The organism is Microbacterium sp. A93, from assembly GCF_051842835.1.
In genome coordinates, this window is sequence record NZ_JBPXMT010000002.1 from 696,713 (window position 1) to 710,735 (window position 14,023).

General features: G+C 68.8%; 12 protein-coding genes. 8 read left to right on the top strand and 4 right to left on the bottom strand.

Going from position 1 to position 14,023, the window contains the following annotated elements:
* Positions 1–117: 117 nt before the first annotated feature.
* Genes ACSU1G_RS07530 through pknB form a run of 7 tightly spaced genes read left to right on the top strand, consistent with a single transcriptional unit; the run spans position 118 to position 9,965 of the window.
* On the top strand, positions 118–1,029 hold the full coding sequence (locus ACSU1G_RS07530) for an FhaA domain-containing protein (RefSeq protein ID WP_439279295.1): 912 nt from the start codon (positions 118–120) through the stop codon (positions 1,027–1,029).
* Positions 1,030–1,560, top strand: a complete 531-nt coding sequence (locus ACSU1G_RS07535) for an FHA domain-containing protein FhaB/FipA (RefSeq protein WP_439279296.1) — start codon at positions 1,030–1,032, stop codon at positions 1,558–1,560.
* Between the two features lie 5 nt (positions 1,561–1,565).
* A complete protein-coding gene (locus tag ACSU1G_RS07540; RefSeq protein ID WP_439279297.1) occupies positions 1,566–3,167 on the top strand; it encodes a BofC C-terminal domain-containing protein in 1,602 nt (533 codons plus the stop codon).
* Positions 3,167–4,582 carry an FtsW/RodA/SpoVE family cell cycle protein gene (locus ACSU1G_RS07545; protein WP_439279298.1) on the top strand — a complete coding sequence of 472 codons (1,416 nt, stop codon included), beginning with the start codon at positions 3,167–3,169 and terminating at the stop codon, positions 4,580–4,582. Before ACSU1G_RS07540 ends, ACSU1G_RS07545 begins: the two co-directional genes overlap by 1 nt.
* Positions 4,579–6,027: a penicillin-binding transpeptidase domain-containing protein gene (locus tag ACSU1G_RS07550; RefSeq protein ID WP_439279299.1), complete on the top strand. Its 1,449-nt coding sequence runs from the start codon at positions 4,579–4,581 to the stop codon at positions 6,025–6,027. The genes ACSU1G_RS07545 and ACSU1G_RS07550 overlap by 4 nt, the downstream gene beginning before the upstream one ends.
* On the top strand, positions 6,024–7,814 hold the full coding sequence (locus ACSU1G_RS07555) for a protein kinase domain-containing protein (RefSeq protein ID WP_439279300.1): 1,791 nt from the start codon (positions 6,024–6,026) through the stop codon (positions 7,812–7,814). Before ACSU1G_RS07550 ends, ACSU1G_RS07555 begins: the two co-directional genes overlap by 4 nt.
* Positions 7,815–7,847: 33 nt before the next feature.
* Positions 7,848–9,965: a Stk1 family PASTA domain-containing Ser/Thr kinase gene (gene pknB / locus ACSU1G_RS07560; protein ID WP_439279301.1), complete on the top strand. Its 2,118-nt coding sequence runs from the start codon at positions 7,848–7,850 to the stop codon at positions 9,963–9,965.
* Between the two features lie 10 nt (positions 9,966–9,975).
* On the opposite strand, the gene ACSU1G_RS07565 is transcribed toward pknB, so the two are convergent.
* The gene (locus tag ACSU1G_RS07565) at positions 9,976–10,638 is read right to left on the bottom strand and encodes an anthranilate synthase component II (protein WP_439279302.1); all 663 of its coding nucleotides are present in this window, start codon (positions 10,636–10,638) and stop codon (positions 9,976–9,978) included.
* A 212-nt stretch (positions 10,639–10,850) separates the two neighbouring features.
* Between ACSU1G_RS07565 and ACSU1G_RS07570 the strand changes: the two genes are divergently transcribed.
* Complete coding sequence (locus tag ACSU1G_RS07570; RefSeq protein ID WP_439279303.1) at positions 10,851–11,138, top strand: cell division protein CrgA; 288 nt, start codon at positions 10,851–10,853, stop codon at positions 11,136–11,138.
* Positions 11,139–11,186: 48 nt separating this feature from the next.
* Here the strand turns inward: ACSU1G_RS07570 and ACSU1G_RS07575 are convergent, their stop codons facing one another.
* The 3 genes from ACSU1G_RS07575 to ACSU1G_RS07585 form a co-directional block, all read right to left on the bottom strand.
* Positions 11,187–11,798 carry a DinB family protein gene (locus ACSU1G_RS07575; protein ID WP_439279304.1) on the bottom strand — a complete coding sequence of 204 codons (612 nt, stop codon included), beginning with the start codon at positions 11,796–11,798 and terminating at the stop codon, positions 11,187–11,189.
* A 433-nt stretch (positions 11,799–12,231) separates the two neighbouring features.
* Entirely contained in the window at positions 12,232–13,296 is a 1,065-nt protein-coding gene (locus ACSU1G_RS07580; protein ID WP_439279305.1) for a rhomboid family intramembrane serine protease, read from the bottom strand.
* A 6-nt stretch (positions 13,297–13,302) separates the two neighbouring features.
* A complete protein-coding gene (locus ACSU1G_RS07585) occupies positions 13,303–13,848 on the bottom strand; it encodes a peptidylprolyl isomerase (protein ID WP_439279306.1) in 546 nt (181 codons plus the stop codon).
* Positions 13,849–14,023 lie beyond the last annotated feature (175 nt).

Here is a 14,023-nt window from a genome sequence, read left to right on the forward strand (position 1 = left end):
CGCCCCATCGACACCGTTCGACACCGCATTGCAACCCGTCAACGGCCTGCTCCTCACAGATTGCTCATGCGTCCCGCGTACTATCGTCAAAGACATCTGCGGAAAGGACTACCCCTCGTGGGTCTTCTGGATAACCTCGAGCGCGGCCTGGAGAAGGCTGTGCAGTCAGCCTTCTCGGCCGGCGGCTCCCGGGCAGTCAAGCCCGTGGAGATCGCCAATGCCCTGAGACTGACCATGGACGACGAGTCCATGGTCCTCTCCGAGGGCCGCACGTTCGTGCCCAATGTCTTCACGATCCGGTTCTCCACGACGGACTTCGAGCAGGCCCGCAAGTGGGGCTCCGCCTTGGCGGAGGAACTCTGCGACGAGGCCATCCGGCACGCCCGGGACCAGGGGTACACCCTGCACGGTCCCGTCCGGGTCACCTTCGTGGAGGACTCGGAACTGCGTGCCGGCAAGCTGAGCATCGACTCCCTCTCCGACAAGACCGGCGGTTCGACCCCCACGCGCGACGCCGGCCCGGCACCGACCGGGACCGGCTCGGCTGCCGCGGTGGACCAGGCCCCGGTCGACCGCAACGCCCCGGTCCCTGCCGCAGCGCCCGTCCCGCACCCCGTTCCGCCGCCGTCCCCGCGACCAGAGGTGCGGCGGCCGTCCTCCAGCCCCTCACCGCAACGCCCCGCCGAACCGTCCCAGCCCGCACGGCCGGAGGTGTCACTGCAGCCGGTCCTGGAGATCGATGGCCGCAAGTACGGGCTCAATGCGGACTCGATCGTGCTGGGCCGGGCGGCCGACGCGGACATCCTGGTGGAGGACACGGGTGTCTCGCGCCGCCACCTGGAGATCATCACCCGGGGGGCGACCGTCATGGCGGTCGACCTCGGCTCCACCAACGGCTTCCACGTCAACGACCGCAAGGTGGACGGTTCCACGGTGCTGCGGGACGGTGACCGCATTCGGATGGGCCGGGTCTCCATGGTCTTCCGGATGCTTCCCGCCCGTCAGACACCTCATCAGGGAGGTCACTGAGTGAGCGAACTCGCCGTTGCCGCACTACGGCTGGGCCTGCTGTTGGTGCTGTGGATCCTGATCATCTCGATCGTCTCCTCCCAGGGGCGCGACCTCATGGTGGGGGCACGCAACAAGGTCCGCCCCCGGGGCACCTCCGCCGCCCCGGCCCCGGTCGCCGCCGGCGGGACCTCCGGAACCGCCGCGCCGGGCTCAGTGGGATCCGCTGGGAACACCACGGGCCAACAACAGACCCGCCCGCTGCCGACCCAGCTGCACGTCACCGAGGGGCCGCTGAAGGGTTCCGTGGTCGATCTGCACGGCGTGCCCCTGTTGCTGGGCCGCGCCCAGGAGGCGGACCTGGTGTTGGACGATGACTATGTCTCCGGCCGGCACGCCCGGCTGTTCCCCCAGGGGTCCCGGTGGTTCCTCGAGGACCTGGGTTCCACCAACGGCACCTACGTCTCCGGCGCCCAGCTCACCCGCACGGTGGCCGTTGACCCGGGCACCGCCATCCGCATCGGCAAGACCGTGCTGGAACTGAGGTCCTGAGCTCCATGCCATTGGTCCTCCGCTTCGCCGCGCGATCCGATGTGGGCAGCGTCAGGTCGAAGAACGACGACTCCGCCTACGCCGGCCGGCATCTGGCCGTCGTCGCCGACGGCATGGGCGGACATGTGGGCGGTGACGTGGCCAGCGCCTCCACCGTGCTGGACCTGGCCCCCCTGGACGCCAGCGGCTATGCCAGCCCCGCCACCGTGTTGCCGGACGAGATCCAGAACGCGAACCTGATCCTCAACGACCTGGTGCATGCCAGCCCCAAGCTGGCCGGGATGGGGACCACCTGCACGGCCCTGCTCCTGGCCGGGGAGACCGTCCATGTGGCCCACATCGGCGACTCGCGGGCCTACCGGTTCAAGGACGATGCGTTCGAGCAGATCAGCATCGACCACACCTTCGTCCAGCGACTGGTGGACGAGGGACGCCTGGACCCCTCCGAGGCGGAGTCCCACCCCCACAAGAACGTGCTCATGCGAGTCCTCGGCGATGTGGACGCCTCGCCTGAACTGGACATCTATGCGCTGGATGCCGCCCCCGGTGAGCGCTGGCTGCTCTGCTCGGACGGTCTGACGGCCGTGGTGCCACCTCGCGTGATCGAGCAGAAACTACGCCACCGCACCGACCTCCAGACGGTGGCGGACGAGCTCGTCGAGCTGACGCTCTCCGGTGGAGCACCGGACAACGTCACCGTGGTGGTGCTCGAAGTCCACGAGACCAGCGAGGACGAGGCCGGGGCCCGCAGCCCGGCGCAGCTCTCCCCGCAGGCCCTCGCGGCGGCCACCCCCACGCCAGCCGGGCCCGTCTCCGCCTCCCTGTTGCGTGAGGACCTCGAGTCCCGCCCCCACGTCCTGGTGGGGGCTGCCGACCTGGCCACCCAGACCGGCAAGATCCCGATCGTCACCCGGCGCAGCACCCAGAAGAGGGCGGCTGCACTGCTCACCGGTGCCCCCTCCCTGGGCGAACAGGCCGAGGGCACCCGCCCTCCCGTGGGTCCCGTGGCCGCCACCGCCGCCACCGCCGGCACAGCCGACTCGGCGGACCCTGCTCCCGCGGACGCCGTCGGGGGACACCTCGGGGTGGCGGACGGCACCTCCGCGGAGTCCCCCTCGGGCCCGGGGGGCCGGGAGGAGACCCGGTACGGGGACCGGCCGCGCCGACGTCGTTCCGTGTTCATCCCCGTCTTCACCGCCCTGCTGGCCCTGATCTTTGCGGTCCTGCTGCTGTGGGGGTATCTCTGGACGCAGACCCAGTACTTCGTGGGGGCGCAGGACGGCCGGGTGGCCATCTTCAACGGCGTCTCCCAACGGCTCGGTCCGATCGAGCTGGCACACCTGGACACGGAGACCGAGATATCCCTGGAGCAGCTGCCGGCCTACTCCCGCCAACGTGTCGAATCCGGACTGCCGGCCCGGGACCTGGAACACGCCCAGCAGATCGTGGAACAGCTGGAGAATTCCCTGGCCCCGGATCCCATGCCGTCCCCGAGCGACTCGCCCACCCCGTCCACGTCCCCCGGCGGCTCGCCGTCGGACTCGGCATCACCCTCGGGGTCTGCCACCGCCACACCGCCAACCAGCACCACAGGAGGTGATCGCTGATGCCCCAGGATCCAACGCTCCCCCGCCCCCGGCGCAACACCGAACTGGTGCTGCTGCTCCTGGCACTGTGCATCGGTATCGGCGCCAGCCTGCTCGCCGGCCTCGGCATGGACCGCCCCATCACCTCCGACTACTGGGTGCAGGGGGCGGTGCTGGCCATCATGGCCCTGGTCTTCCACCTCGTGCTGCGCCTGCGCGCGCGCTACGCGGACCCCTATATCCTGCCGATCGTCGTCACGCTCAACGGCTTGGGCATCGCCATGATCCACCGCCTCGATGTGGCGGAGGGGGACGATGCCGCCGGCCGCCAGCTGATGTGGACCGTGGTGGCGATGGGAGCGGCCATCGCCCTGCTGTGGCTGCTCAAGGACCACCGCGTGCTGCGGCGCTGGCCCTACCTGTTCCTGGCCGCCTCGGGTATCCTGCTGCTGTTGCCCCTCGTCCCGGGCCTAGGCCTGACGATCAACGGGGCGAGGATCTGGATCAACCTCGGCCTCGGCACCTTCCAGCCCGGTGAGGTCGCCAAGATCACCCTGGCCATCTTCTTCGCGGGCTACCTCTCGGCCAACCGGGACCTGATCCTGTTGGCCGGTAAGAAGCTCGGTCCGGTGACCTTCCCGCGCTTCCGGGACATGGGGCCGCTGATCATCGCCTGGCTGATCTCGATGGGCGTGCTGGTCTTCCAGCGGGACCTCGGTTCCGCCATCCTGTTCTTCGGCCTGTTCATGGCCATGATCTACCTGGCCACCTCCCGGGTGTCCTGGATCATCCTCGGCCTGGTCCTGGTGGCCGTGGGCGGGTTGCTGGCCGTGAACACGATCTCCCACGTGGGCCTCCGGGTGGACGCCTGGCTCAACGCCTTCGATCCGGAGGTCTACAACCGGGGCGCGGGTAGCTACCAGATCGTCCAGGGGCTCTTCGGACTCGCCTCGGGCGGACTCGTCGGCACCGGACTCGGCGGGGGCAGGCCAGACATCGTGGCCTACGCCAACTCGGACATGATCATCGCCTCCTTCGGTGAGGAGCTCGGTTTCATCGGGCTCTCCGCCATCCTCATGCTCTTCGTCCTGCTGGTCACCCGCATGCTGCGAGCCGCCCTGGGCACCCGGGACGCCTTCGGCAAGCTGCTGGCCGCCGGGCTCGCCTTCACCATGGCCATGCAGTGCTTCGTGGTGATCGGCGGGGTCACGATGGTCATCCCGCTGACCGGCCTCACCACCCCGTTCATGGCCGCCGGCGGCTCCTCGCTGCTGGCCAACTGGATCGTGGTGGCCCTCGTGCTGATGGTGTCCCAGTCCGCCCGCAAGCCGGTGTCCGTCGGGCCCATGGTCAACGCCTCCGGCTCCGGATCCGGTCACCAGGACCGTACAGCCGGGGTCCCCCTGACCACGCCCGCGCGAGGTGTCACCACATGAACCAGGCCATCCGCAACACGTGGGTCGTGATCATCGCCATGTTCATGGTGCTGATCGTGGCCATCTCCATCATCCAGGTCGTCGCCGCGGACGCGCTGAAGAACAACGACTTCAACTCCCGCCAGCTCTACCAGGAGTTCGGATCCGCCCGCGGGCCGATCCTGGTGGACGGCAACCCGATCGCCGAATCGGTGGAGTCCAATGACGACTTCAACTACCAACGGGTCTACCACGACACCCATCTCTACTCTGGCCTGACCGGCTTCTACTCGTTGACCTTCGGCGCCACCGGCCTGGAGGACAAGCTCAACCGGTCCCTCGCCGGCTCCTCAGACGGGCAGTTCGTGGACCGCCTCATCCAGCTGTTCTCCGGCACCCAGATGGAGGGCGCCCAGGTGGAGCTGACGATCGATCCGACCATGCAGGAACTCGCCTACTCCGTGTTGCCGGACGGAGTGCAGGCCTCCGCCGTCATCACCGACCCGAGCACGGGGGAGATCCTGGCGATGGCCTCCAAGCCCAGTTACGACACCAACCTGCTGGCCACGCACAGCGGGGCGGCGGCCGCGGCCAACATGGAGGAGTTGCAGGCCGTGCCCGGGCTGAGCCCCTACGTCAACCGGCCCACCGCCTCCCTGCCGGCGCCGGGCTCCACCTTCAAGCTGATCGACACGGTGGCCATGCTCGAATCCGGTGACTACCAGCCGGACCAGGTGCTGGACGTCCCGGACTCGATCACCCTGCCGAACTCGAGCACCCAGCTGGGCAACTTCGGCGGTGGGCTGTGCGGGAACATGAACCGGGCGAGCCTCGCGGAGATCTTCGCGCAGTCCTGCAACACCCCCTTCGCCACCGCCGCCATGGAGCTGGGCCAGGACCGGATCCGCCAGACGGCCGAGAACTTCGGCTTCAACCAGTCCTTCGAGATCCCCCTGTCGGTGACGGCCTCGCAGTTCCCGAGCGACCTGGACGATGCCGCTCTGGCGCAGTCATCGATCGGCCAGCGGGATGTCAAGGCGACCGCCCTGCAGATGAACATGGTGGCCGCCGCGATCGCCAACGACGGGACGCTGATGAAACCGCAACTGATCGACACGATCCGTGGCTCCGACCTGACCCTGCTGGAGGATGTGCAGCCGGAGGTCTTCAAGCGCTCCACCACCCCGGAGATCGCCGAGCAGATGACCGAGCTGATGCGCGGTCCCCTGGACGGCGGCACGGCCTACCGTGCGAAGTCCGCGACCGTGGACATCGCCGCCAAGACCGGCACCGCCCAGTTGGGCGCGGACAACGACCTGGTCAACTCCTGGATCACCGGGTTCGCGCCCGCGGACGATCCCCAGGTGGCCGTCACGATCGTGTACCAGAACATCGACTTCGACCAAGGCAGCGCGCTGACGTCGACCAACCTGAAGGAAATCATGGAGGCGGTGGTCACACAGTGAGGCCGACATCGGGTATCACGCTGGGCGGCAGGTACCAGCTCACCGAACGCATCGCCATCGGCGGAATGGGTGAGGTCTGGAAGGCCAAGGATAAGGTCCTCGGACGGCAGACGGCGGTGAAGATCCTCAAGGAGGAGTACACCGGGGATCCGAACTTCCTGCGCCGATTCCGGGCGGAGGCCCAGCACACCGCACTGCTGAACCACCCGGGCATCGCCAACGTCTTCGACTACGGCGAAGAGGACGGCTCCGGCTACCTCGTCATGGAACTCGTGCCCGGACCGCCGCTCTCGGCGATCCTGGACAAGGAGAAGGTCCTCTCTCCGGACCGCACCCTGAATATCATGGCGCAGACCGCCCGGGCCCTCTCGGCCGCCCACTCCCAGGGGCTGGTGCACCGTGACATCAAGCCGGGCAATCTGCTGATCACCCCCCATGGCCGCGTCAAGGTCACCGACTTCGGGATCGCCCGGCTCGCGGACCAGGTGCCGCTGACGGCCACGGGCCAGGTCATGGGGACGGCGCAGTACCTGGCCCCGGAGCAGGCCACCGGCCAGCAGGCGACCGGGTCCTCGGACATCTACTCGCTCGGCGTCATCGGCTACGAGTGCCTGGTGGGGCACCGCCCCTTCTCGGGTGAGTCGCAGATCGCCATCGCCCTGGCCCAGGTCAACGACCCGCCGCCACCGCTGACGGAATCCATCCCCGAGCCGGTGCGCGCCCTGATCATGTCCATGCTCGCCAAGGAGGCCCACGAGCGGCCCGCCAACGCCACCGCCCTGGCCGAGGCCGCCGAGGCGCTGCGCCGTCAGGACACCGCCTCCGCCGCCGCCGCGGTGCCCGGCATGATCCCGTTCCTCACCGGTGGCGCCGCCGCCGCGGCCTCCGCCGCGCAGGGGGCCCCCACCCAGGCCGTGACTCAGGCGGTCGACTACTCGGGGATGTCCCAGACCCACGCCACCGAGGTCATCAGCGGCGCGTCCGGGGCTGAACGAACCGGGACCTCCGCGCTGCCCGTGACGGGTGCGGCGGGAACATCCGGTGCCGCCGGTGCCATCTCCGCCACTGAGCATCCCGACGCCGGCACCGGCACCGGGGCGTTCGGCTCGCCGGACGCGGAGCCCGGGTACAACGACCAGCTGGACCGCACGGCCGGGCGCAAGCGGCGCAGCCCGTGGACGTGGCCGATGATCGGCCTGCTGGCCTTGATCGTGTTCGTCGTCCTCGGCATCTGGCTGGGACCGATGTTGACCGGTGGCGGTGAGGAGGAGTCCTCGGCGCCTCCCGCCTCGCAGAGCTCCTCGACCACGGAGTCCGCCTCGGAGTCAGCCTCCGCCTCGCCCAGCAGCTCGGAACCCACCACCGAGTCGGCCAGCCCCTCCGAGGCCGGGCCGGAGCTGGTCTCGATCCAGGCCGCGGCCTACCAGGGCCAGAACATCGATCAGGTCACGCGCCAACTCGAAGGCCTGGGCATGACCGTGGTTCCCACGGAAGTCCAGGATGACTCCACGGCCGGCAACGTGCTCGATCTCTCGCCGACGGGCGAGGTCCCGGTGGGCTCAAGGATCATCGTCACGTACTCTGCGGGCCCGGAACCCACCACCCCACCCCCGTCCACCCCGGCGGAGACGACGCCACCGCCGTCCTCCACCGAACCGGCACCGACCACCCCGCCCGCCTCGTCCGCCGCCCCGAGCAGCACAGACCCGGAGCCCTCGACGCCGCAGAGTGCCCCGGACGACGGCACGGTCGAGCCGGTCGCCCCGGATGGAGCCCCCGCGGCGTAGGCTGACGGGCGTTCCATCCAAGGACCTATGGCTATGGCGAGAACAGGACGAACCACAGTGCCGCATCAACGCATCCTCAACGGCCGGTATGAGGTCGGTGAGCTCATAGGCCAGGGTGGCATGGCCGATGTGCATCAGGGACGGGACCAGAAGCTCGGCCGCAAGGTGGCCATCAAGCTGATGCGACCGGTTCTGGCCCGTGATCCGCAGTTCCAGTCCCGCTTCCACCGCGAGGCCCAGTCGTCCGCCGCACTGAACCACCCCAACATCGTCTCCGTCTTCGACACGGGTGAGGAAGAGTTCGAGGATGGTGCCTACCAGGGTGTCGTCTGCCCCTTCATCGTCATGGAGTTCGTAGACGGCCGCACCTTGCGATACCTGCTGGACCATGGCGAGATCACCGTGGAACAGGCTGTCGAGTGGACTTCTGAGGTCCTGACCGCCTTGAACTACAGCCATGAGCAGGGAATCGTCCACCGGGACATCAAGCCCGCCAACATCATGGTCACCACCTCCGGCGCGGTGAAGGTCATGGATTTCGGCATCGCCCGGGCCCTCGCCGACTCGGCCGCCACGATGACGCAGACCCAGGCCGTGGTCGGCACCGCCCAGTACCTGTCCCCGGAGCAGGCCCGCGGCGAGTCTGTCGATTCTCGTTCGGACCTGTACTCTGCCGGTTGCCTGCTCTTCGAACTCCTGACGGGCCGGCCACCCTTCGTGGGGGATTCCTCCGTGGCCGTGGCCAATCAGCACGCCAACGAAGAACCGCCCACCCCCTCCACCCTCAACCCCTTGGTATCTGCCTCCCTCGACGCCGTGGTCGCCTGTTCCCTGGCCAAGGACCGCGTGGAACGTTTCCAGTCCGGACTCGAGTTCCGGGCTGCCCTGGCGCGGTCCCTGGAGAACCCCGACGCCGGCCACGCACCCCGGCCTACGAGTGCGGCCTCGGCGGCGGCCGGAGCGATCGGGGCCGGACTGACCGGTGCCGACGCGGACCACCCCACCGAGGCCATGGCCTCCGTGACCTCTGCGGTGCAGGACCCGACGGCACCGACCCAGGCGATGGCCGCCGTCGGGAGCGGACCTGCCGAGGAGTACCACTCGGCCTCCGCCGGGCCGGGCCGCCGGGACACCCCCACCGCTGCCACCCCGTCCGAGGCGGCCGAGACCACCGGGCATCCGCTGGATCTGGGCGGGGCACCCCCCCTCGGCCGCACCCCCACGAAGCGCCGGGGCCACCGAATCTGGGTGCCGATCCTCGTGGTAATCCTTGCCCTGGGCGCCGTGGCCGGTGGATGGTTCCTCATGGACGAGCTGAACCGCCGCAATCTCGAGGCCAACCAGGTCACGGTTCCCCCCGTGGCGAGCCTGACCCAGATCGAGGCGCAGAACGCCCTGACCTCCGCTGAACTCCGTCCCATCCTGGAGCAGGTGCATGACAGCGAGGTCCCCCGGGACCTGGCCGTCGGTACCGAACCGGCGGAGGGGGCCACCGCCCAGAAGGGTCAGGAGATCACCCTCTTCATCTCCATGGGACCGGAACAGATCCAGATCCCCACGGACCTGGCCGGACAGTCCGAGGCCACGGCCCGGGACACCCTCGAGGGTCTGGGCCTGTCCATCTCCTCCGTGCGCTACGTCCCCTCCGCCGATGTACCTCGGGACCGGCTGGTCGGGACCTCCCCCGAGCTCGGGGCCACCGTGCGTGCCGGATCCTCCGTCGAGCTGCAGATGTCCTCCGGCAACGTGACGGTTCCCAACCTCGTCGGCAGCACCCAGGAGGAGGCCAAGGCCGCCCTGGACGAGCTCGGATTGAGCATGACGATGTCCAGGGTTGAGCGCGAGGCACCGATCGAGCCGGGGACTGTCGTCGCTCAGGAACAGGCTGAGGGCACGGAGGTACCCCAGGGTTCCTCGGTCACCGTCGAGGTGGCGGAAGCCCCCGCAGACCCCAGCCCGCCGCCATCGAGTGAATCCCCCAGCCCGTCCGACTCGCCGTCCCCGTCCGACTCGCCCTCACCGAGCGAGTCCGAGAGCGCCTCGGAGTCCCCGAGTGAGACGGCTGCGGCCGCACCCGGGCCGGGCCGGAACAACGGCAACGGCAACGGGCCGGGCAACGGCAGCAACAACGGGCGCGGCCCGAACGGTTAGCGGACCCCGGTCAGCCGACCAGCGGCGAGAGCGTGTCCGCCCGGGCGGCCGCGCCGACCATACCGAGGGACTCCAGCCAGTTGCCCAGCATCCGGTAGCCACCTTCCGTGAGCACGGATTCGGGGTGGAACTGCACGCCCCACAACGGTGCCGTCCGATGGGCCACCCCCATGACGATCCCACCCTCCGTCTCGGCGGTGATCTCCAGCTCCTGGGGGACCGTGGCGCGGACAGCCGCCAGGGAATGATACCGGGTGGCCGTGAAGGGGTCCGGCACGCCGGCGAACATGGGATGGGCCGCGTGCAACACGCGGGAGGTCTTACCGTGCATCAGCTCCTGGGAATGCGTCACGGTGGCCCCGTAGGCCTCGGAGATCGCCTGATGGCCCAGGCAGACACCGTAGAGCGGCTTGGACTGCGCGGCGGCCCACCGGACCAGGGCCACACTGACGCCGGCGTCGGCCGGGGTTCCCGGCCCCGGTGAGAGCAGGATCCCGTCCCGTTCGACCGCCAGCTCGGCCGCCTCCTCGAGGCTCACGGCGTCATTGCGGACCACGAGGGTGTCCGCCCCGAGCTCCCGCAGGTAGCCCACGAGCGTATAGACGAAGCTGTCGTAGTTGTCCACCACGAGGATCCGGGCGGCCGAGGGGTTTGTGGCGGTCGGGGAGGTCATGCGGAAGGTCCCATCATGTCTGGAGGTGGTCGGGGAGCATCAGTGGTCTGGACCGGGCCCGGGTGGCGCGTGGCACCTCCCGACCGGGGTGGTCCGGCTGGTGGGGCGGTGTTCGCCGCTAGACTGGCCCGGATGTCTTCGTCAGAAGCAGACTACGCCGTGGCCGGTTCCGGTGCGGCGAGGTGACCGACCGATCGTGAACAGGAATCGACGTGCCCGAGTCCAAGTCCCGCAAGACCGGCCAGAACAACACCCAGGCCGCGAGGGCCGGTCGAGCCCAGCAGCGGGCTGAACGCCGTGCTCAGGAGCAGGAACCCGGGCCGCTGCCCACCTGGTACAAGGTCATCATGTTCGGTCTGATGATCGTCGGCCTGATCTGGATCGTCATCTACTACCTCACCATGGGTGTCGCACCCATCCCGCAGGCGGGTGGCTGGAACATCGGCATCGGCTTCGGCATCGCCTGCGTCGGCTTCCTGATGACCACCCGCTGGCGCTAGGCCTCCGGCCGACCCGCCGCCACCCGGCCGCCGGCCCCTGCCCCGCCCTCACATCCGTTCGGCGCGGAACAGGTCCCGCAGCAGGCACATCTCCGCACCGTGGTGGATGACCTCACGGTTGATGTGCAGCACCAGTTCGAGCATCGAGTGCTCCGCCCACGGCCCTTCGGCCTCGCCCACCGGCGCGCCCAGGGCTGAGGGGTCCAGCCCCTCCACGGCATCGCACCAGTCCCGGACGGCGTCCGCCAACCGGCCGTAGGCGTCCTCTGCCGTGCCGGGGTAGTCATACGTGAAGTAGTCCATGGCTGGGCCCCCGAAGTGACTGGCCAGGCGGACGCCGAGGACTCCCACCAGCACATGTGCCATCCGCCAGGCGATCGTGGTGACCGGCGCCGGGTCCGGCTCGGGGAAGGCGAAGTCCAGCAGCCATTCACCGCTACCGGCCTGAACCGCCCCGGGGTGGTCCGGTCCAGGGTTCCCGCGCTGCCGGAGTCCCCAGGAGCCCCGTGCCGGCTCCCAGTGGTACTCCTCGTCGGTCATGCCCTCCAGCCGCCGGGAGAGCTGTTGCTCCCAGTGCCATCGCAATTGGTCCGCCAGGTCGCGGGAGGAACCTGTGGAATCGCCCTGCCGACCTGTGGATACGTCTCCGCCGTCAACCATGGCTCGATCCTCCTCGCTCCCTCTCCATTGTGGAAGACCCCCGGCGAGACCCCCGCAAAACGCCCGAGTTATCCCCAGCCCGACCGTGCACGTCAATTCCCCGGTTGACATGGGGGTTTATTATCCACATCGCTATCCACAGTGTGAACAACACTGGTGTGATTCATCCACAGTGTGGATAACCCCTGTGGATAACTCTGCGACCGAATGACAACGGTGTCATTCCATCCACATCCGTGGATAACCCTGTGGATAAGTACGGAGCAGGACGCTGGTTCACGGACCGACGCATCAACTCCGTGTCCATGGGTCCTCAACGCAGAGGACCCGTGGGGCCGGCCGGTCAGGGCGGGCCCCACGGGTCCGTGTCAGCAGGGAGATCTCTCGGATCCGTCTGCCATATGTCGGTCTGGGATCCGACGAGAGTCCGCCGCTACCTGGTCAACGAGTACTGGATGAGGGCGGGCTCACTCAACCGCCCCATGCCGATCAACGCCAGGACCACCAGCACCACCAGGATGGCGGCCAGGGCCACCCATTGGACGGTGGCGGCCCGTCCGGTCACCCGGACGGACCATCCCGGCCCGTGGGGGCGCCGGGGCAGGTACGCGAGCACGGCCGCCACCGCCGCGCCCGTGATCAGTCCGCCCACGTGGCCCTGCCAGGAGATGTTGGCGCCGGGGACGAAGGAGATCACGAGGTTCACGCCGATCAGCGCCGCGATCCCCGTCACCTTGCCACCGGTCTTGCGCATCACGATGAACAGGGCCGCGAAGAGCCCGTACACGGCCCCTGAGGCGCCCACCACCGGAATGTACGGGTTGGACAGCAACAGCACCGCCACCGAACCACCGAACGCGGAGATCAGGTAGAGCGCCAGGAAGCGGGGCCACCCGAGGACGGGTTCCAGGATGCGGCCCATGAGCCACAACGTGTACAGGTTCAACACGATGTGCAGCGGGTTGCCCAGGGAATGCAGGAAGGCCGAGGTCAGCATGCGCCACGGCTCCACCTCCACGGCGGAGGTGAAGACGCCCGCGTAGAAGAACTGCTCGGTGATGCCCACCCGCTGCCCCGAGGTGATCCACTGCAGGGCGTACATCACCACGCACAGCCCGATCATGGTCCACGTCACCCACGGCTGCCCACCCAGGGACGCCCGGCCCGCGTGCGGCCTGCGTTGAGGTGGGGCGGGTCGGCTCCATCCGGTCTGGGGTCCACCTGCCGGGGTGACGCCGGGCCGGAACCCGGCCCGGCCGTCGTCGGGCATCCCGTCCTGGGCTGCGGAACGGCTGGTGCCGCCGGGCTCTGCCGGGCCGCGCCCGGCCGCACAGTCCACACAATGGATCCCGACGGCGGCCGGCCGCTGGCATTCAGGGCAGGCGGGGTGTCCGCACCGCTGGCAGCGGATGAACGAAGGGCGGTCCGGATGCCGGGGGCAGACCGGCAACTGCCGGCCTGCCCCGCCATCCGGACCGCCCGAGGTCTGGTGGGACAAGGAGACTCAGGCTTCCTTGATCTCGATGGACTCGACGGAGACGGCCTCGAGGGGCTTGTCCCGGCCATCCGTGGCAACGGCGTTCAGGGCGTCGACGACCTTCTTCGAGTCCTCATCCTTCACCTCGCCGAAGATGGTGTGCTTGCCCTGCAGCCACGTGGTCGGAACCGTGGTGATGAAGAACTGGGAACCGTTGGTGCCGCGGCCGTTCTGCAGACCGGCGTTGGCCATGGCCAGCTTGTAGGGGCTCGAGAAGTCCAGATCGGGGCTGATCTCGTCATCGAACTGGTAGCCGGGGCCACCGAAGCCCTGACCCAGCGGATCGCCGCCCTGGATCATGAAGTCCTTGATGATGCGGTGGAAGACGGTCCCCTGGTACAGCGGGGTGCCGTTGTGGGTCTCACCGGTCTCCGGGTGCTTCCATTCCTGCTCGCCGGTGGACAGGCCGACGAAGTTCTTCACGGTCTTGGGCGCGTGGTTGCCGTAGAGCTCAACGAGGATGTCCCCGGCAGTGGTCTTGATGGTGGCAATGTGGGTTGCAATGGCTGTCATGAACGCCATTCTTCCATCACCGGTGGCCCCCGGACCCGCACAGCGGCAGTCGAGGCGGTGACTTCGCGCAGGGCCGAATCACAGCGCCCATGACCACCGTGCCGTGCGGGCGTCGAACCCGTAGGCTAGAGACAGGACCGGCTGACCGGTGGGATGCCGGCACAAACCAGTGCAC